Raw genomic sequence first — 17956 nt, 5'->3', positions numbered from 1 at the left:
GCTCAGCTCGCCTTCTTCACGAACACCGGCTTGCCGACCTTCTTCTCGATCGCGCGCTTGAGATCGAGTGCGCGGGGCGACAGCACCTCGGCCTTGGCCTTGATCAGGTAGGCGTCGAGGCCGCCATTGTGGTCGACGCTCTTCAGCGCGTTGGTCGAGACGCGCAGGCGCACGTTGCGGCCGAGCGCATCCGAGATGAAGGTCACGTTGGCCAGGTTCGGCAGGAAGCGCCGCTTGGTCTTGATGTTGGAGTGGCTCACCTTGTGGCCCGTCTGGGGGCCCTTGGCCGTCAGTTCGCAGCGCCGGGACATCTTACAAAATCCTTATTGCATCCCCGCTTCCGGCGGCACGTGCGATCACGCGGCCCGCGCGGGGGTTTTGAATTCGCGTCCATTTTCCAGGAACCGCGGGTGTATAGGGGGAGAATACCCAAGCGTCAAGATTATATCGCCGCATAACTGTACCGGGAAATGGCGGTTCATAAGCGCTACCAGCCACTTAACGCCGGATATGGCAACCATATAAAGGGCGTATTCGGCTGCAAGTCTTGGTTCCATAACAGATGCGCGTGTTGTCCGGCCGAATTGAAGGACCAAATGGACAACGAACAGAGCGCCGATAGCAGGACCGTCAGGTAGGTTAAGTGACGACCGCCATTGCCCTTTTGCCCCCGCTCGGCCGGCTCATCGGCCTGTGCGCCGGTGCCCTCTTGCTGTTTTGCGCCGGGCGCGCCAACGCGCAGGGGCGGCTCGACGCCCAGTATGAGGCGACGCTGGCCGGTATCCCGGTCGGCAAGGGCAGCTGGACCATCGAAATCGGCGACGACAGCTTCTCGGCCTCGGCCCAGGGCGGCACCGCGGGCCTCTTGAAGGCGTTCTCCGGCGGCAGCGGTGGGGGCGCCTCGCAGGGCCGCGTCGTCAACGGCGCGCTGGTCGCCTCCTCCTACACCGCGACCACCACCACCTCGAAGAAATCCGAGACCATCCGGATGGTGCTGGCCAATGGCGGCATCAAGGAATCCACCATCGAGCCGGAGCCGCCGGTCGATGCCGATCGCCTGCCGGTCTCGGACGCGCAGAAGAAGAACGTGTTTGATCCGATGACCGGCTCGTTCCTGCGCGCACCCGGCAATGCGGAATTGATGAGCCCGGATGTCTGCCGCACCGGCGCCGGCGTGTTCGACGGCCGCATGCGCTACGACCTCAAGCTCGATTTCAAGCGGGTCGAGATCGTGAAAGCCGAGCGCGGCTATCACGGCCCCGCGCTGGTCTGCGCGCTCTATTTCGTGCCGATCTCGGGCTACATCCCGGATCGCCCTGTCATCAAATACCTTGCCGCCCAGCGCAACATCGAGATCGCCTTCGTGCCGATCGCGGGCACCCGCCTGCTGGTGCCGTTCCGCATGACGATCCCGACCCCGCTCGGCCAGGCCATGCTGGAAGCCACCTCGTTCGTCACCACAGCCGCGCCGCCGCGCGTGGCGAAGACGCAGTAGGGCGGCAACGCACCTCGTCATTGCCGGGCTTGACCCGGCAATCCATCCGTTTCGAGAGAGGTCGTTCTTGGTTGATGGATGCCCGGGTCAAGCCCGGGCATGACGGGTTGGGACCCTGCGGAATGCAACAAGCGTCACTGGAATCCAGTTGACTCTTGCCGGCTTCTGATTCGACTCGTCCGCCTCTGGAATTTAAGGAATTCAGTCCGCATATCCTGTGCTTGTGGAGCCCTCTCAAACTTGATCTAGTGCCGCCGCCGTCAGCCTGCCCGAGATGTTGCGGTGAACGTTTCAGGTCTGGAATGGAGTCACCGATTCGGCCGCGATTCGTTCTAGACTCGTTCCGAAGCTTAAGGGCGGCGCAGAAAGCGTCGCATTGTGAGACAGATTCGCCTCAGATGATGCCCATGATCGATCAGTTTCCGGATTTCCGCGTCATTGCGAGGAGCGCAGCGACGAAGCAATCCATCGCGCCGATGCGCACGCGAAATGGATTGCTTCGCTTCGCTCGCAATGACGGCTGACAGCCGCCGGACAATAAAAGAAACACCTGCAAAATATGGCTTTCTCAACTTCGTTCGGAAATGACCGCGTGCCCGGCGCAGGCGTCACTGCGGTGCTGGGGCCGACCAACACCGGCAAGACGCATCTCGCGATCGAGCGCATGCTGGCGCATTCGTCAGGCCTGATCGGGCTGCCGCTGCGGCTGCTCGCGCGCGAGGTCTACAACAAGGTTGCGGCCCGCGCCGGCGTCGACAATGTCGCGCTGATCACCGGCGAGGAGAAGATCAAGCCGAAGGCGCCGCGCTTCTGGGTCTCGACTGTCGAGGCAATGCCGCGCGATCTCGATGTGTCCTTTCTCGCCGTCGACGAGATCCAGATCGCTGCCGATCTCGAACGCGGCCACGTCTTCACCGATCGCATGCTCAACCGCCGCGGCCGCGACGAGACGCTGCTGCTCGGCGCAGCCACAATGCGCCCGATCATCGAGCGGCTCTTGCCCGGCGCCTCGATCGTCACGCGGCCACGGCTGTCGCAGCTCGAATTCGCCGGCGACCGCAAGATCACGCGGCAGCCGCGACGCACAGCGATCGTCGCGTTCTCCGCGGATGAGGTCTACGCGATCGCCGAACTGATCCGCCGCCAGCACGGCGGCGCGGCCGTGGTGCTGGGCTCGCTCTCGCCCCGCACGCGCAATGCGCAGGTCGAGATGTTCCAGAACGGCGACGTCGATTATCTCGTCGCCACCGACGCGGTCGGCATGGGGCTCAATCTCGACGTCGATCACGTCGCCTTCGCCTCCGACCGCAAATATGACGGCTATCAGTTCCGCCGGCTGACGCCGGCCGAATTCGCGCAGATCGCCGGCCGCGCCGGGCGTGCCACGCGCAACGGCACCTTCGGCACGACGGGCCGCTGCGCGCCGTTCGAGCCGGAGCTGGTCAATGCGCTGCAGAACCACACCTTCGACAGCGTCAAGATGCTGCAATGGCGCAACGCCAAGTTGGACTTCTCCTCGCTCGGCGCCTTGCAGGTGTCGCTGGCGCTGTCGCCCAATCATGAGGCACTGACGCGGGCCCCGGTGGCCGAGGACCTGCGGGTGCTCGAACATGTCGCACGCGACGCCGAGGTGCGCGAATGGGCGCATGGGGCTAAAGCGGTGGAGCGGCTGTGGGAGGCCTGCCAGGTTCCGGACTACCGAAAGCTGGCGCCGGCCGCCCATGCCGAACTCGTGACCACGCTGTATGGCTTCCTGATGCAAAAGGGTCGTATCCCTGACGCATGGTTTGCCGCCCAGGTCGACCAGGCCAACCGGACCGACGGCGATATCGACACGCTATCGGGCCGGATCGCGCAAATCCGGACCTGGACCTTCGTTGCCAACCGGCCCGACTGGCTCTACGACCCGGACCACTGGCAGGGGATCACGCGCGATCTCGAAAATAAATTATCCGATGCGCTGCATGAACGGCTCACGGAGCGTTTCGTTGACAGGCGGACCAGTGTATTGATGCGCCGCCTGCGGGAGAACTCAGTTTTGAATACGGAAATTGGCAAGACCGGTGAAGTGATCGTGGAAGGCCACGTGATCGGCCGGCTCGATGGTTTCACCTTCGCACCTGATGCGGCCGAGGCCGGCAGCGACGCCAAGGCGCTGCAAGCCGCAGCCCAGCAGGTGCTGGCGCGCGAGATCGATACGCGTGCCGAGAAACTGGGCGCCGCCCCCGACGAGCAGTTCGTGCTGACCTCCGACGGCACCATCCGCTGGACCGGCGATGCGGTCGCCAAGCTGGTGGCCGCCGACGACGCGCTGCATCCGCGGCTGCGCATCATTTCCGACGAGCGGCTGACCGGCGCCTCGCGCGAAGCCGTGCAGACCAGGCTCGATCTCTGGCTCAAGACGCATATCGAGAAGCTGCTCGGGCCGCTGTTCGAACTGTCCAAGGCCGAGGACATCCAGGGCATCGCCCGCGGCATCGCCTTCCAACTTGTCGAGGCGCTCGGCGTGCTCGAGCGCAGCAAGATCGCGGCCGAGATGAAGGATCTCGACCAGCCCTCGCGCGCCGCGCTGCGCAAATACGGCGTGCGCTTCGGCGCCTACCACATCTATTTCCCACAGCTCCTGAAGCCCGCGGCACGCTCGCTGGCGTCGCTCCTATGGGCCGAGAAGCAGAGCAATGTCGACATGGGCGCGCTGTCGAATGTGCAGCATCTCGCCTCCAGCGGCCGCACCTCGTTCCCGGTCGACAAGGCCCTGCCGCGCGACGGCTATCGCGTGCTCGGCTATCGCCAGTGCGGCGAGCGCGCGGTGCGCGTCGATATTCTCGAGCGGCTCGCCGATCTGATCCGTCCGGCGCTGGCCTGGCGCGAGACCTCGCCGGGCGAGAAGCCCGCCGGTGCGTTCGATGGCCGCGGCTTTGTCGTCACCCAGGCGATGACCTCGCTGACCGGCTCCGCTGGCGAGGACTTTGCCTCGATCCTGCGCGCGCTGGGCTACCGCATGGACCGCCGTCCGCCGCTGCCGCCGAAGGCTGTCGAGGTTGCGCCGGCTGAGAGTGCCGAGACCATCGCCGCCGAGACGCCGCCGGTCGAGACGACGTCCGACGCCGCCGCAGACGCGCCGGTCGATGCCGCAGCCGAAATTACGGCCGATGCGCCGGAGGCCGCCGCTGCGCCCGAGGCCGAAGCCGCCGTCGAGCAGCCGGTATCTGGCGATCCCGCGCCGTCGGCTGCGCTGCTGCCCGACGTCGGCTTTGCCGAGGTGGTCGCCAGCGAGGCGACGCCGGTTGTCATCGAGGCGCAGCCCGAGCCCGTGGCAGAGGTTGCCGCGGAGCCTGCCGCTGCTGCCGAAGAACCCGCGCCTGAAGCGCCCGCTGCCGAAGTTGCAGCCGAGCCCGCGCCTGCCGTCGAGGCCGCTGCGGAGACGCCGCCTGAGGCTGCTGAGACACCGTCAGAGCCCGCCGCGGAAGCGCCTGCGCCCGCGGAGGCCGCGCCTGCTGCCGCGGAGACGCAGGCCGAGCCGCAAATGGTCGAAGTCTGGCGTCCCGGCGGCCGCTCCGACGAGCGCCGTCCGCATCATCGCGGCCACGATCGCAATCGCGGCCGTCATCAGAACAAGCCCGCCGAGGGCGCACAGGCCACGGAAGGCGGCGGCGACGGCGAGAAGCGCGAGCATCATCGCCGGCCGCGCCGCCACCAGGATTTCCGCGTGCCGCGTCCAGCCGCGCCCGCTGACGGCGCTGCGCCGGTCGCTGCCGCGCCGGCCGATGGCGCGCCGCGCGAGGACAAGAGCCAGCGCCGCGAGCGTTTTGAGGGCAAGGGTCGCGATCGCGACAATGAGCGTCGCCGCGACAACAAGTTCGGTGGTGGTGGTGATCGCAAGGGCGGTGATCGTGACCGCGGCGGCCGTGATTTCGGCAAGGGCGGCCGCGACAAGCGCGAGGGCGGCCCGTCGCATCGGCCCTACGCGTCGAGCGCGCCGCGCGAGCGCGACCGTCCGATCGATCCGAACTCGCCATTCGCCAAGCTCGCTGCCCTGAAAGAGCAGCTCGCCGGCCGGAAGGAATAATCCAACCCCTTGGTCTGACGCTTGGACAGACAGCGGCTCGACAAATGGCTGTGGCACGCGCGGGTGGTGAAGGCCCGCACCAGCGCGGCTGAACTCGTTGCATCAGGTCATGTCCGCATCAACGGCACGCGCGAGAAATCGCCGGGCCATGCGGTGAAGGCGGGCGACGTCGTCACCATAGCGCTCGACAACAGCGTCCGCGTGCTGAAGGTGACGGGCTTTGCCGAGCGGCGCGGCGATGCCAGTGCGGCACGCGTGCTGTATGAGGATTTGCAGGCCGGCAATTTGCAGGCCGGCAAGGAGTAGTTATCTAGCGCTTGCTATCTCAATTGAGCATGATCCGGAAAAGTGGGGTCCGGTTTTCCGATCAGGATCATGCTCCCGATAAAATTGGTGGCAGGGGCGTGAGAATACTGGCGTTTTTCGGAGGCGGCTTCCCTTGCGGCCCCGGTATTCCTGCGCTACGCAACCCCAGAAAAATCGATCGTTCCGGAGTTTTGGATGACCTACGTCGTCACTGAAGCCTGCATCAAGTGCAAATATACCGACTGCGTCGAGGTCTGCCCCGTCGATTGCTTCTACGAGGGCGAGAACATGCTGGTCATCCATCCTGACGAATGCATCGATTGCGGCGTGTGCGAGCCGGAATGCCCGGCTGACGCCATCAAGCCGGACACCGAGCCGGGGCTGGAGAAGTGGCTCGAGGTGAACACCGAGTATGCCAAGAGCTGGCCGAACATCACCCAGAAGAAGGACTCGCCTGAGGACGCCAAGGAGTGGGAAGGCAAGGAAGGCAAGTTCGAGAAATATTTTTCTCCGAATCCGGGCAGCGGCGACTGATTCGCTGACGTTTCCCTACAGCCGTCGGGACTACCCCGATAAGGGCGGGCCTGGACTGCGGCGGCCCACCGTTCGGCCGCCGATTTAACCCTAATGACGGACATATGACCTGAGGATGCCCTGTTATGCCCGGAATCGGGCGTAAACCATTGATTTTTGCGGAAAATGTGCTATATCTGCACCATTACAGGCCAAGAACCCCTTGCCATGCGTACCTTGTGGCTTCGAGGTTCCCGCAAACATCGAACAGGGGCGTGGCAGTTTCCGCGCGCAGGCTGTGTCACAGAAAACGCGTAAAAAGAGTGCTTCAAAGACGACGAAGAAAGCCGCTGTCGTTGCTCGCAGCGCAACCAAGGGCCGTGCCAAGGCGCCCGTGAAGGGGGCCAAGAAGGCGGCGGCTGCAAAGTCCTCAAAGAACAAAAGAAGCGTGATGCCAGAAAAGACTGCCAAGACTGCCGCGAAAGCGGCAGCTGCGAAGCCCGCTGCTGCGAAGGTCGCCCCCAAGACTGCTGCTGCTGCGCCGAAGCCGGCCGCTCCGAAGGCTGCCGTCCCCGCCGCTGCTCCGAAGGTTGCTGCCAAGCCGGCCGCCGCGCCGCGCGTCGAGGAGCCGAAGAAGGTCGTGACCCAGCGCCAGGGCTTCAAGGCCAACGAATTCGTCGTCTATCCCGCTCACGGCGTCGGCCAGATCCTGGCGATCGAGGAGCAGGAGATCGCGGGCGCCAAGCTCGAGCTGTTCGTGATCAATTTCATGAAGGACAAGATGACGCTGCGCGTCCCGACGGCGAAGGTCGCCAATGTCGGCATGCGCAAGCTGTCGGAGCCGGCGCTGGTCAAGAAGGCGCTGGAGACGCTGAAGGGCCGCGCCCGCGTCAAGCGCACCATGTGGTCGCGCCGCGCCCAGGAATACGAAGCGAAGATCAATTCGGGCGACATCGTAGCGATCGCCGAGGTGGTCCGCGACCTCTATCGTTCGGAATCGCAGCCCGAGCAGTCCTACTCCGAACGCCAGCTCTATGAAGCGGCGCTCGACCGTCTGTCGCGCGAAATCGCCGTCGTCCAGCACTCGACCGAGACCGAGGCGATCAAGGAGATCGAAGGCCAGCTCGCCAAGAGCCCGCGCCGCGGCGCCAAGGCGGAAGCCGAGGGTGAAGGCGAGGGCGATGCCGACGGTGAGGATGCCGATACCGATGGCGACGATACCGCCGTCGAAGACGAAGCCGCCTAAGCAGCGTTGCAGGATTTCGAAAAGCCCGGTCGAGAGACCGGGCTTTTTTGTCGCCGCATTTTTGTCGGCGTCTGTGCTGGCCGCGCCGATTGGCGCCTTGCGAGGAATTTCGATGAGCGCCTATGTGATCGAACTCGTGACGTTGATGACGATCTTTTCCCTTGTGATCGTCTCGCCTGGCGCCGATCTCGCCATGGTCCTGCGTCAGTCGATGGTTCACGGCCGCAGAGCGGCCATCGTCACATCATTCGGCCTGGGCGTTTCTCTGCTGTTTCACATCAGCTATACGATCCTTGGTCTTGGGGCGATCATCTCGAAATCGGTCGCGCTGTTCAACATCGTCAAATGGTGCGGTGCTGCCTATCTCGTCTACATCGGGATCAAGGCGTTGCGTGCCGGCGCGCTCACGGTGGAGAAGACCCCGCCGCAGGACCGCACGCTTGCCCTCTCGCAAAAGCCCGTCGCCGAACAGGGGTTGATCAAGGCCTTTGTCCTTGGCTTCGCCACCAACGCCCTCAATCCCAAGCCGGTGTTCTTTTTCCTTTCAATCTTCGCGACCGTCGTCAGCGTCCACACGCCGGCCATGGTCCGGTTTGGCTACGGCCTCGTGATGGCGAGTTGCCTGATCCTCTGGTTTGTCGGCGTCAGCTACTTCATGACGACGCCCCGGATGCGGGCGGCGTTTTCCCGCGTCAGCAAATGGATCGACCGCGTCAGCGGCGTCGTCTTCATTGGCTTGGGGCTGAAGCTCGTCACCGAAAAAGCGGGCTAGCGCGCGGCCAGTTCGGGCCCGGCATGCACAAATCGCCCCTTGGCTGATCACCGCGACTCATGACCTGCTGCGCCGCGCTGGCGGCGAGATCGCGGAGCCGGCGAGGGGCGCGGCATGCTTGCAGGACGGTCGCTGGGGCGCGGTTACGACTGGCTGTGGACCGCGTTTGCGGTCTCGACCTTCGGGACCTGGGTCGCCTTCGACGCGTTCCCGCTGCTCGCCATCCTCGTGCTGCATGCAAGGCCGGAGGCGGTCTCGGCGCTCGCAGCGGTCGGCCTGCTGGCAGGGGCGGCGGTCGCGGTGCCGCTCGGGCCCTGGATCGAGTTCCGTCGCAAGCGACCGGTGATGATCGCGATGGACCTGCTTCGTTTCGCCGCCACGATCAGCGTTCCCTTCGCGTTCGTGCTGGGGCGGCTGACCTTCGTCCAGCTCGTTGTCGTCGCCGTCATCATGGCGGCCTCGGACATCGCGTTCCGTGCCGCGAGCGGCGCCTGCCTGAAGGCGCTGGTCAGGTCGGACGATTTGGTGATCGCGAACGGGCGGCTCGAAGCCACGACCTGGACCGCGACCGCGATCGGCCCGCCGCTCGGCGGCGCTGCGATCGGCGTGCTCGGCCCGGTGGTGACCGTGATCGCCAACGCGATCAGCTTCCTGCTCTCGGCGCTGGCGATCCGGCGGATCGGCGGGATCGAGCCCGCGCCCGCCCAACGCCAGGCGCAGGGATTTCGCGCGGCCGAACTGATCGAGGGATGGCGGGCCATCCTCGCGCATCCGGTGCTCCGCCTGCTGTTCTTCAACACCGTGCTGGTCAATGGCCTGATCATGGCGACGGCGCCGCTGCTTGCGGTCTTGATGCTCCGCGATCTCGGATTTGCGCCCTGGCAGTACGGGCTCGCCTTCGGGGCGCCCTGTATCGGTGGCCTGATCGGCGCGCGGCTCGCACCTTCGCTGGCCGCGCGCTTCGGCCAGCACAATGTTTTGCTCGCGGCCGGCACGCTGCGTGCCTGCTGGTCGCTCGGCCTCGCCTTCATGCCGAACGGTACTGTGGGCATCGCCGTCGTCTTTGCGCTTCAGTTCGGTCTCGTCACCTGCGCCGGCATCTTCAACCCGGTGTTTGCTGCGTATCGTCTGGCCCAGATCGAGATGGAGCGGACCGCACGCGTGCTCTCGGCCTGGACGATCACCAGCAGCGCAACCATCGCGGTGCTGACCGCGCTCTGGGGCGTGCTGGCGGGCCTCGCCGGTGTCCGGACAGCGATCGCGCTGAGCGGGCTGGTTCTGCTGGCGACGCCGCTGCTGCTGCCGCGGCGCGCCCTCAGTACGAGCGCTGCTTGATGCCCCAGCGGCCGTTCTCCGACGTCACGATCCACAGATTGCGGTGACGGCTGGCAATCGATCCGTCGGCGCGGTCGCGACTGTATTCGACCACCAGATGCACCTTGCGCGGACTGACCAGCACCGGCTCCTTGCGCTGATAGGTGCTCTTCGCCCACCCCGTGGTGCGCGCCAGATCGTCGAAGAACGACGCCGGCAATTGGCCCGGCCGTTCCCAGATCACGAGCTGCTCGCCGGACAGGATCACGTGCGGGAAGTGCAGAAGTGCGTCCATGCCGGCGAGGTCGCGGGCGTTGAACCTATCGGTGAAATCGTCGATGCAGCGGATCGCCGCCGCGATCATGGTGGCGTCGTCGAGGCCATCTGCGTGCGGCCGGAACAGATTGTCGGCGTTGCTCATGCTGTCGCTATACACCGGCACCGGAGTAAGCGGCAACGGCGTGTGCACGCGGCTCTCCAATCGTAGCCCGCACGAAGCGAAACCTCCTGATCGAGGTGAGGCGTGGCTCCGAGTACCGAACGGCCTGAAGGCCACGTAAGCAATCCTGACCAGAATCGTCTTCACGGATGACGACGGCAATCGGAGCGCGGCATGTTATGCTGGCCGCCCAGCCGCCATTTGATCGACATTGAAGTGACCCATCAATTTGCAGCGAGGAGAAATCCGATGACATCCAATGTTGAGGCAACCAGGAAGGGTTATGAGGCCTTTCAACGTGGTGACATTCCAGCGCTCATGAGAGATCTGATCGATGACGACTGTACGTGGATAACGCCAGGTCCCCAGGACAAATTGCCTTGGGCTGGGACCTTTAAGGGAAAGCAGCAGATTGCAAACTTCTTCGTCCAGGTCGGCGAGAATCTCGAATTCAGCGAGTTTGCACCGCGTGAGATGATTGAGCAGGGCGACACCGTCGTGGTCTTGGGTACGCTCACGGCGCGGACAAAGAAGACAGGCAAGACCGTCAAGAACGAATGGGCCCACGTTTTCAAGTACCGCGAAGGAAAGGCGGTCCGCTTTCAGGAATACATCGACACTGCGGCGGATGTCGCCGCGATGACGTGACGGAGCGGGAGGCGGCCGGCTGAATCAGCCGCGCATTCGCGTGTCTCGCCGGCGTCATCCGCCTCTTCGAGCTACTTGACCCGTTGCTTCTCGAGCTTGCGCGCCAGCGTCCGGCGGTGCATGCCGAGGCGGCGGGCGGCTTCGGAGATGTTGAAATCGGTCTCCATCAGGGTCTGGTGGATGCGCTCCCATTCCAGCGTCTTGATCGAGGTCGGCCGCGCGCCGACCTCGATCGCGGCGTTGCCGGCGGCCTTTTGGAACGCGGCCTCGATGTCGTCGGTGTTCGATGGCTTGGCCAGATAGTGGCAGGCGCCGAGCTTGATCGCCTCGACCGCGGTCGCGATGCTGGCAAACCCGGTCAGCACCACGATCAGCATGTCAGGATCATGCGCGTGCAGCGCTTCGACGCAGGCAAGGCCCGACGCGCCGCCGGCGAGCTTCAGGTCGACGACGGCATAGCCGGGTGATTGCTGCTCGAGCAGCTCGCGGACCTCGTCGAGCGAGGCTGACACCGCGACGCCGTAGCCGCGGCGTTCGAACGAGCGCTTCAGCGTGCGGGCAAATCCCGCATCGTCCTCGACGATCAGGAGCTGGCGTTCATCCGTCAAGAGGGTCTCCGATCGCAAGCGTCGAGAGCGGCAGCTCGAGCTTGACCGCGGCGCCGATATCCGGCCGGTTGCGCGCCGTCACCACGCCGCCGAGCTTGCGCACCACGTTGACGACCAGGAACAGGCCGAGGCCGCTGCCGGGACTACCCTTGGTCGATTGATACGGCTTGCCGACATGCACGAGCATCTCGCGCGAGAAGCCCGGGCCGCGATCGGTCACCGACAGCACGAGCTTGTCGGCATTGCGTTCGGCCATCAGCTCGATCCAGTCGCGCGAGACCTCGGCCGCATTGTCGAGCACGTTGAAGATCGCCTGCTTGAGCGCGACGTCGGACACGATCGCCAGATCCGTGCCGAAGGCGTTGCGGAAATACAGTGTGGCCGACGGCCGCGTGGTCCGCCATTCCTCCACCAGCGCGGTCAGGAACGCCGCGACCGTGGTCGGCGAGGAGCCTTCGCCGCGGGCTTCGCCGGCCGACAGCAGAATGCCCGTCACGATCGACTTGCAGCGCTGCACCGAGATTTCCATCTCGCCGAGGTCTTGCGACAGCTCGGGATCGGTGGCGAGCGCGGGCATCCGGCGCCAGTCGCCCAGGATGACCGAGAGCGATGCGAGCGGCGTGCCGAGCTCGTGCGCGGCGCCGGAGGCCAGCAAGCCGATCCGGACGATGTGGTCCTGCTCGGTGGCGTGCTGGCGCAGTGCCGCGAGGCGGAGGTCGCGGTCGCGCAGATTGCGGTTGATCCGCGTCATGAACACCACGAGCAGCACGGCGTCGAGCACGAGGCCGATGAATGTGCCGGCGATATAGAGATTGAAGGCCTCGGCAAAGCCCTGCGGCAGCTCCAGCGGCCGGTAGTAGCTGGTCAGCCAGGCGAAGTTCATGCAGACCAGCGCCACCAGCGACCAGGTCGAGGGCGCATCGAGCAGCACCGCGCCAAGCGTCACCTGAAGCAGATAGAGCGACGTGAAGGGATTGGTGGCGCCGCCGGCGAGATAGAGCAGGACGGTCAGCGCCGCGACGTCGAGCGCCAGCGCGACCAGCAGTTCGCGATTGTTGATGTCGGCGCGGTAGCGCAGCCACAGCAGGCTGACGAGGTTGAGCGCGACCAGCCCGAAGATCACGGCGGCCATCGGCAGCAGCGGCAGCGCGACGCCCATCCAGAACTGCACGAAGCCGATGGTGGCGATCTGGCCGATCACGGCGATCCAGCGCAGCTGGACCAGCAGGGCCATGTTCTTGCGATTGGTCGCGAGGTCGGTGGGCGCTGAGAGGTCGAATGGCATGCCGGCAGCCGCGCTCACGGCGGATGGCATCACGGCGGTGCCGGTCGCGGTGTTTTCGTCATGCAGATCCAATGTGCGCTCGAGCATCTGGGCCTGTGTCGTGAGACAGATTGCGGGCTGCGCCGATCAGGCGGCGCACGGCGGCGCGCCTTGAACTCCACCTTGGATCGGAGGCGCCGGCGCGGCCCCTGCCGCTGATGACGCGCAGGAGTGCGCCGGCCAGCATAAAGGCCAGCGCGAACCATGTCAGCGCGTAAATCAGGTGGTTGTTCGGAAACCGCACAATCGTGAGCCCGCCCACCGGAAAGCCGCCCGGATTTGGCGTCGCATCGGCGTCGACGAAGAAGGGGGCTACCTGCGACAATCCGTGCGTGGCGGCGATCGCGGCGACGTCGCGCGAATACCAGCGGCCTGCCGCGGGATCGTTGCTGCGCAGGAAGCCGCCCTTGGGCTCCGAGATCCGCAACAGCCCGGTGACGCTGACAACGCCCTGCGGCTCGCCGTCACGCCGGTTCGCGGGATCGCGCCGATCAGGCGGGACGAAGCCGCGGTTGACCAGCACCGTGGTTCCGTCAGCCAATTGCAGCGGGGTCAGCACCCAGAAACCGGGACCGTCTGCCGTGACGGCCTGCACCAGCGTCTCATCGGCGTTGAGGAAGGTGCCGCGCAGGGTGACGCCGCGATATTCGTCGCTCGCGGCCGTGACCGCCGGCCATGACGAGGGGGACGGCGGCGCCGTTGGCGCCGCATGCATGCGCTGCTCGACCCGCTCGATCAGCGCCAGCTTCCAGGTCCTGCGTTCGACCTGCCAGATACCGAGCGCGCTCAGCAGCACCACGCCCAGCATGCCGAGCGTGAGCAGCACGAGCGATGGTCTGGCAGACCGCATCGTCACGGCATCTGGCTCATGTCGTGGATCGGCATCATGTTGACGTTGAGATGATGCATGACCCACAGCGATCCGGTCAGCGCGATCACCACCATGATCACGGTGAAGATCATCGCCATCATTGTCCAGCCGTTCTCGGACCGCGTGTTCATGTGCAGGAAGTAAATCATGTGCACGACGATCTGCACCGCGGCGAGCACCAGCACGATCAGCGCGGTGACCTGCTTGTCGGCGATCGCGCCGGTCATCACCAGCCAAAACGGCACCGCGGTGAGGATCACGGAGAGGCCGAAGCCGATCAGATAGGTCTTCAGCGAGCCGTGGGCCGCGCCGCCATGGTCATCATGGCCGTGGCCGCCGGCATTGGCTTCGAGAGTGCGGGCTTCTGTTGTCATCGCAGCATTCCCAGGAGGTAGACGAACGTGAAGACGCCGATCCAGACCACGTCGAGGAAGTGCCAGAACATCGAGAGGCACATTAGGCGGCGCCGGTTGGCTTCGGTGAGGCCGAAGCGCGCGGTCTGCACCATCAGCGTCACCAGCCAGACCAGACCGAAGGTGACGTGCAGGCCGTGAGTGCCGACCAGCGTGAAGAACGACGACAGGAAAGCGCTGCGCTGCGGCGTCGCGCCCTCATGGATCATGTGGGTGAACTCGGTGAGCTCGATGCAGAGGAAGGCGAGGCCAAACAGCCCGGTGATGGCGAGCCAGAGCTGCGTCTGGCCGATCTTCGACTTCTCCATCGTCAGCATGGCGAAACCATACGTGATCGAGGAGAGCAGCAGCATCGTGGTGTTGAGCGCGACCAGCTTGAGGTCGAACAGGTCCTTCGGCGCCGGGCCGGCGGCGTAGTTGCCGCCGAGCACGCCGTAGGTCGCAAACAGCATCGCGAAGATGAGGCAGTCGCTCATCAGGTAGATCCAGAAGCCCAGCATGGTGCTGGCGCCTTCCGGATGCGCGTGCTCGTCGATGACGTGGAAGACCGGTTCGGAGCCTTGTGTGGAGACGGTAGCAACGGTCATGTCTGGGCTCCCGCGGCGAGAACGCGCGTCCGCGTGTCTTCGGTCCGCACCACCTCATCCGCCGGGATGTGGAAGTCGCGGTGATAGTTGAAGGTGTGGCCGATCGCGATCGCGAGCAGCGCAACGAAGCTGACGGCGGCAAGCCACCAGATGTACCAGATCAGGGCGAATCCCATCACCGTCGCGAAGCCGGCGAGGATGATGCCGGTGCCGGTGTTCGACGGCATGTGGATCGGCTTGAAGCCGGTGAGCGGTCGCCTGTAGCCGCGGCGCTTCATATCCCACCAGGCGTCGTTGTCGTAGACCACGGGCGTGAAGGCGAAGTTGTAATCCGGCGGCGGCGACGAGGTGGCCCATTCCAGCGTGCGGGCGTCCCAGGGATCGCCGGTGGTGTCCTTCAGCTCTTCGCGGCGCAGGATGCTGACCGCGAACTGCACCAGCATCGCGCCGATGCCGAGCAGGATCAGGAAGGCGCCGAAGGCCGCGATGACGAACCAGATCTGCAGGCTGGGATCGTCGAACACGCGGAGCCGGCGGGTCACGCCCATCAGGCCGAGCACGTAGAGCGGCATGAAGGCGAAGTAGAAACCCGAGACCCAGAACCAGAACGACAGCTTGCCCCAGAACGGATCGAGCCTGAAGCCGAACGCCTTCGGGAACCAATAGTTGATGCCGGCGAACAGGCCGAACAGCACGCCGCCGATGATCACGTTGTGGAAATGCGCGATCAGGAACAGGCTGTTATGCAGCACGAAATCGGCGGGCGGCACTGCGAGCAGCACACCGGTCATGCCGCCGATCACGAAGGTCAGCATGAACGCCACCGTCCACATCATCGGCAGCTCGAAGCGGATGCGACCGCGATACATCGTGAATAGCCAGTTGAACATCTTCGCGCCCGTCGGGATCGAGATGATCATGGTGGTGATGCCGAAGAACGAGTTGACGCTGGCGCCGGAGCCCATCGTGAAGAAGTGATGCAGCCAGACCAGGTAGGATAGGATGGTGATGACGACGGTGGCGTAGACCATCGAGGTGTAACCGAACAGCCGCTTGCCGGAGAACGTCGCGGTCACCTCCGAGAAGATGCCGAACGCCGGCAGCACCAGGATGTAGACCTCGGGGTGGCCCCAGATCCAGATCAGGTTCACGTACATCATCGGGTTGCCGCCGAAGTCGTTCGTGAAGAAGTTGGTGCCGACGTAGCGGTCGAGCGACAGCAGCGCCAGCACCGCGGTCAGCACCGGGAAGGAGGCAACGATCAGGACGTTGGTGCAGAGCGAGGTCCAGGTGAACACCGGCATCTTCATCATCGTCATGCCGGGCGCGCGTAGCTTGACGATGGTGCAGACCAGATTGATGCCCGATAGCGTGGTGCCGACGCCGGCGACCTGTAGTCCCCATATATAATAGTCGACGCCGACGTCTGGACTGTAGCCGATGTTGGACAGCGGCGGATAGGCGAGCCAGCCCGTGCGGGCGAATTCGCCGACGAACAGCGACATCATCACCAGCACGGCGCCGCCGACCGTCATCCAGAAGCTGAAATTGTTGAGGAAGGGGAAGGAGACGTCGCGGGCGCCGATCTGCAGCGGCACCACGTAGTTCATCAGGCCGGTCACCAGCGGCATCGCCACGAAGAAGATCATGATCACGCCGTGGGCGGTGAAGACCTGGTCGTAGTGATGGGCCGGGAGGTAGCCGTCGGAGCCGTTGAAGGCGATCGCCTGCTGCAGGCGCATCATCAGCGCGTCGGCAAAGCCGCGCAGCAGCATCACGATGCCGAGGATCATGTACATGATGCCGATGCGCTTGTGGTCGACGGTGGTGAACCACTCGCGCCACAGATAGGTCCAGAGCCGGAAGTAGGTGACGATCGCGAACAGCGCGAGCCCACCGGTCGCGACCACCGCGAAAGTGCCGACCAGGATCGGCTCGTGCAGCGGCAGCGCGTCCAGGTTGAGGCGGCCGAAGATCATCTTGATGAGATCGGGATTCATGCGGCGCTCCTCAGGAGTCTGATTTCGGGCGCTGGCCGAGCAGCAAGGATGTCGATGACGGATGGGCGGGAGAGAACGGCGGGCGCTTCAGCCCGACGCCACGCAGCGGCGTCAGGTCGAGCGGCGCGAGAACGTCGCGCGACGGCGCGTCCTTGATCTCGTCCATCGAGCAGATGCCGGCGACGAAGGTCGGCTCGGTGCCGAGCGGCGCGCCGCGGCGGGCGTATTTGTCGTAAGTCAGCGGCAGCGTGTTGTTGAGGCCTTCGCGGCCGAGGCCGCCCTTGGCGTCGATCGCCATCATCTCGCTCATGCACATCTTGCCGGGCTCGACGCACATGTTGAGGATCGCCTTGTAGAGATCGCGGTCGACCGAGCGATAGAGCCGCACCGGATCGTTCTGGCTCGGACGCTCGAGCTGCAGATAGTCGGTGCGGCCGAGCATGTTGCCGCTGGCCCTGGCGGTGCCGATCCACTTGTCGAAATCGGCGTTCGAGAGGCCCTTGAACTCGAAGTGCATGCCGGAGAAGCCGGCGCCGCTGTAATTGGCGGAGAAGCCGCGATAGGTGCCTTCCTTGTTGGCGACCGCGTGCAGCTTGGTCTCCATGCCGGGCATCGCGTAGATCTGGCCGGCAAGCGCAGGGATGTAGAACGAGTTCATCACCGAAGACGCCGTGATGCGGAAGCGGATCGGGCGATCGACCGGAGCTGCGAGCTCGTTGACGGCGGCGACGCCGTAGTCCGGGTAGATGAACAGCCACTTCCAGTCGAGCGCGACCACCTCGACATTGAGCGGGGCGTCCTTGCTCTCGATCGGCTTGTCGGCGGCGATGCGGCCGAGCGAGCGGTAGGGATCGAGCAGATGGGTGCCCATCCAGGTCAGCGCGCCGAGGCAGATGATGATCAGAAGCGGCGCCGACCAGATCACGAGCTCGAGCTGGGTGGAGTGATCCCACTCCGGCTCGTAGGGGGCCGCGGTGTTGGACTGGCGATAGCGCCAGGCGAAGAAGATGGTCAGCGCCATCACCGGAAGCACGATGATGAGCATCAGCACGGTGGAGATCACGACGAGGTCGCGCTGCTGGATGGCGACGTCGCCGGCAGGGGCCAGGACGACGAAATCGCACCCGCCAAGGAGCGCCGCGAACGGCAATAAGGCCAATAATTTCAAGGCGCGCACGGCTCACCCCACTTGAATTTTATGAGTTCCGCCAAGGGGTAGCTGCGATGCAGCAAAGTTGACATTGGACAATTTGTCCAATGTTGCACTGCGGGATAGGAGATCAGAAGGTGAGGCGGACCGCGTGGCAGAGGCTGCCCGTGGCCTCATCTAGCTTGAGCATGATCGGTTCGG

Annotated in this window: 17 protein-coding genes; 8 read left to right on the top strand and 9 right to left on the bottom strand. The window is 64.9% G+C overall.

All coding sequences use genetic code 11. The annotated features are described in order from the left end of the window. Positions 1–2: 2 nt before the first annotated feature. Positions 3–311: a 50S ribosomal protein L28 gene (rpmB, locus tag ACE103_RS40700; RefSeq protein WP_092120029.1), complete on the bottom strand. Its 309-nt coding sequence runs from the start codon at positions 309–311 to the stop codon at positions 3–5. A gap of 353 nt (positions 312–664) precedes the next feature. Here rpmB and ACE103_RS40695 point away from each other — a divergent pair, with 353 nt between their 5' ends. From ACE103_RS40695 to ACE103_RS40665, 7 genes are all read left to right on the top strand, one after another. Next, a complete protein-coding gene (locus ACE103_RS40695) occupies positions 665–1495 on the top strand; it encodes a DUF3108 domain-containing protein (protein WP_375781286.1) in 831 nt (276 codons plus the stop codon). Between the two features lie 559 nt (positions 1496–2054). Continuing rightward, on the top strand, positions 2055–5564 hold the full coding sequence (locus ACE103_RS40690) for a helicase-related protein (protein WP_375777535.1): 3510 nt from the start codon (positions 2055–2057) through the stop codon (positions 5562–5564). Between the two features lie 21 nt (positions 5565–5585). Then, positions 5586–5870: an RNA-binding S4 domain-containing protein gene (locus ACE103_RS40685; RefSeq protein ID WP_223972185.1), complete on the top strand. Its 285-nt coding sequence runs from the start codon at positions 5586–5588 to the stop codon at positions 5868–5870. A gap of 195 nt (positions 5871–6065) precedes the next feature. Next, complete coding sequence (fdxA, locus tag ACE103_RS40680; protein ID WP_092120017.1) at positions 6066–6404, top strand: ferredoxin FdxA; 339 nt, start codon at positions 6066–6068, stop codon at positions 6402–6404. Positions 6405–6834: 430 nt separating this feature from the next. Further along, entirely contained in the window at positions 6835–7629 is a 795-nt protein-coding gene (locus tag ACE103_RS40675; RefSeq protein ID WP_163160932.1) for a CarD family transcriptional regulator, read from the top strand. A gap of 112 nt (positions 7630–7741) precedes the next feature. Further along, complete coding sequence (locus ACE103_RS40670; protein WP_375777534.1) at positions 7742–8401, top strand: LysE family transporter; 660 nt, start codon at positions 7742–7744, stop codon at positions 8399–8401. A 114-nt stretch (positions 8402–8515) separates the two neighbouring features. Then, positions 8516–9736 (top strand): MFS transporter, encoded by a 1221-nt coding sequence (locus ACE103_RS40665; protein WP_375777533.1) that lies wholly within the window; start codon positions 8516–8518, stop codon positions 9734–9736. Here ACE103_RS40665 and ACE103_RS40660 read toward each other — a convergent pair. Next, complete coding sequence (locus tag ACE103_RS40660; protein WP_375777532.1) at positions 9717–10184, bottom strand: hypothetical protein; 468 nt, start codon at positions 10182–10184, stop codon at positions 9717–9719. The genes ACE103_RS40665 and ACE103_RS40660 overlap by 20 nt on opposite strands. A 219-nt stretch (positions 10185–10403) precedes the next feature. Here ACE103_RS40660 and ACE103_RS40655 point away from each other — a divergent pair, with 219 nt between their 5' ends. Beyond that, the gene (locus tag ACE103_RS40655; protein WP_375777531.1) at positions 10404–10802 is read left to right on the top strand and encodes a nuclear transport factor 2 family protein; all 399 of its coding nucleotides are present in this window, start codon (positions 10404–10406) and stop codon (positions 10800–10802) included. Positions 10803–10873: 71 nt separating this feature from the next. Here ACE103_RS40655 and ACE103_RS40650 read toward each other — a convergent pair whose 3' ends face one another. From ACE103_RS40650 to cyoA, 7 genes are read right to left on the bottom strand one after another with little or no spacing between them, the layout of a single operon-like run. After that, a complete protein-coding gene (locus ACE103_RS40650) occupies positions 10874–11410 on the bottom strand; it encodes a response regulator transcription factor (protein ID WP_212311899.1) in 537 nt (178 codons plus the stop codon). Next, entirely contained in the window at positions 11400–12782 is a 1383-nt protein-coding gene (locus ACE103_RS40645) for an ATP-binding protein (RefSeq protein ID WP_375777530.1), read from the bottom strand. The genes ACE103_RS40650 and ACE103_RS40645 overlap by 11 nt, the downstream gene beginning before the upstream one ends. Next, positions 12754–13584, bottom strand: a complete 831-nt coding sequence (locus tag ACE103_RS40640) for an SURF1 family protein (RefSeq protein ID WP_375781285.1) — start codon at positions 13582–13584, stop codon at positions 12754–12756. The genes ACE103_RS40645 and ACE103_RS40640 overlap by 29 nt, the downstream gene beginning before the upstream one ends. A gap of 2 nt (positions 13585–13586) precedes the next feature. Further along, positions 13587–13979 carry a cytochrome o ubiquinol oxidase subunit IV gene (gene cyoD / locus ACE103_RS40635; protein ID WP_375777529.1) on the bottom strand — a complete coding sequence of 131 codons (393 nt, stop codon included), beginning with the start codon at positions 13977–13979 and terminating at the stop codon, positions 13587–13589. Further along, positions 13976–14605, bottom strand: coding sequence for a cytochrome o ubiquinol oxidase subunit III (cyoC, locus tag ACE103_RS40630; protein WP_375777528.1), 630 nt, complete (start codon positions 14603–14605; stop codon positions 13976–13978). The genes cyoD and cyoC overlap by 4 nt, the downstream gene beginning before the upstream one ends. Then, positions 14602–16605 (bottom strand): cytochrome o ubiquinol oxidase subunit I, encoded by a 2004-nt coding sequence (gene cyoB / locus ACE103_RS40625; RefSeq protein ID WP_375777527.1) that lies wholly within the window; start codon positions 16603–16605, stop codon positions 14602–14604. Before cyoB ends, cyoC begins: the two co-directional genes overlap by 4 nt. Before the next feature lie 10 nt (positions 16606–16615). After that, complete coding sequence (gene cyoA, locus ACE103_RS40620; RefSeq protein WP_375777526.1) at positions 16616–17782, bottom strand: ubiquinol oxidase subunit II; 1167 nt, start codon at positions 17780–17782, stop codon at positions 16616–16618. Between the last annotated feature and the right edge of the window lie 174 nt (positions 17783–17956).

Source organism: Bradyrhizobium sp. ma5, from assembly GCF_042258955.1.
Taxonomy (GTDB): Bacteria; Pseudomonadota; Alphaproteobacteria; order Rhizobiales; family Xanthobacteraceae; genus Bradyrhizobium.
Note: the sequence above shows the minus strand (reverse complement) of the source record. Positions and strands in the feature narration are given on the sequence as shown.

Bases quoted from the DNA above. Each gene is read 5' to 3' on its own strand.
- ACE103_RS40665 (WP_375777533.1), top strand. From the start codon at position 8,516: ATGCTTGCAGGACGGTCGCTGGGGCGCGGTTACGACTGGCTGTGGACC.
- ACE103_RS40675 (WP_163160932.1), top strand. From the start codon at position 6,835: ATGCCAGAAAAGACTGCCAAGACTGCCGCGAAAGCGGCAGCTGCGAAG.
- cyoC (WP_375777528.1), bottom strand. From the start codon at position 14,605: ATGACCGTTGCTACCGTCTCCACACAAGGCTCCGAACCGGTCTTCCAC.
- ACE103_RS40655 (WP_375777531.1), top strand. From the start codon at position 10,404: ATGACATCCAATGTTGAGGCAACCAGGAAGGGTTATGAGGCCTTTCAA.
- ACE103_RS40670 (WP_375777534.1), top strand. From the start codon at position 7,742: ATGAGCGCCTATGTGATCGAACTCGTGACGTTGATGACGATCTTTTCC.
- ACE103_RS40690 (WP_375777535.1), top strand. From the start codon at position 2,055: ATGGCTTTCTCAACTTCGTTCGGAAATGACCGCGTGCCCGGCGCAGGC.
- ACE103_RS40645 (WP_375777530.1), bottom strand. From the start codon at position 12,782: ATGCTCGAGCGCACATTGGATCTGCATGACGAAAACACCGCGACCGGC.
- cyoD (WP_375777529.1), bottom strand. From the start codon at position 13,979: ATGACAACAGAAGCCCGCACTCTCGAAGCCAATGCCGGCGGCCACGGC.
- cyoB (WP_375777527.1), bottom strand. From the start codon at position 16,605: ATGAATCCCGATCTCATCAAGATGATCTTCGGCCGCCTCAACCTGGAC.
- rpmB (WP_092120029.1), bottom strand. From the start codon at position 311: ATGTCCCGGCGCTGCGAACTGACGGCCAAGGGCCCCCAGACGGGCCAC.
- ACE103_RS40640 (WP_375781285.1), bottom strand. From the start codon at position 13,584: ATGCGGTCTGCCAGACCATCGCTCGTGCTGCTCACGCTCGGCATGCTG.
- fdxA (WP_092120017.1), top strand. From the start codon at position 6,066: ATGACCTACGTCGTCACTGAAGCCTGCATCAAGTGCAAATATACCGAC.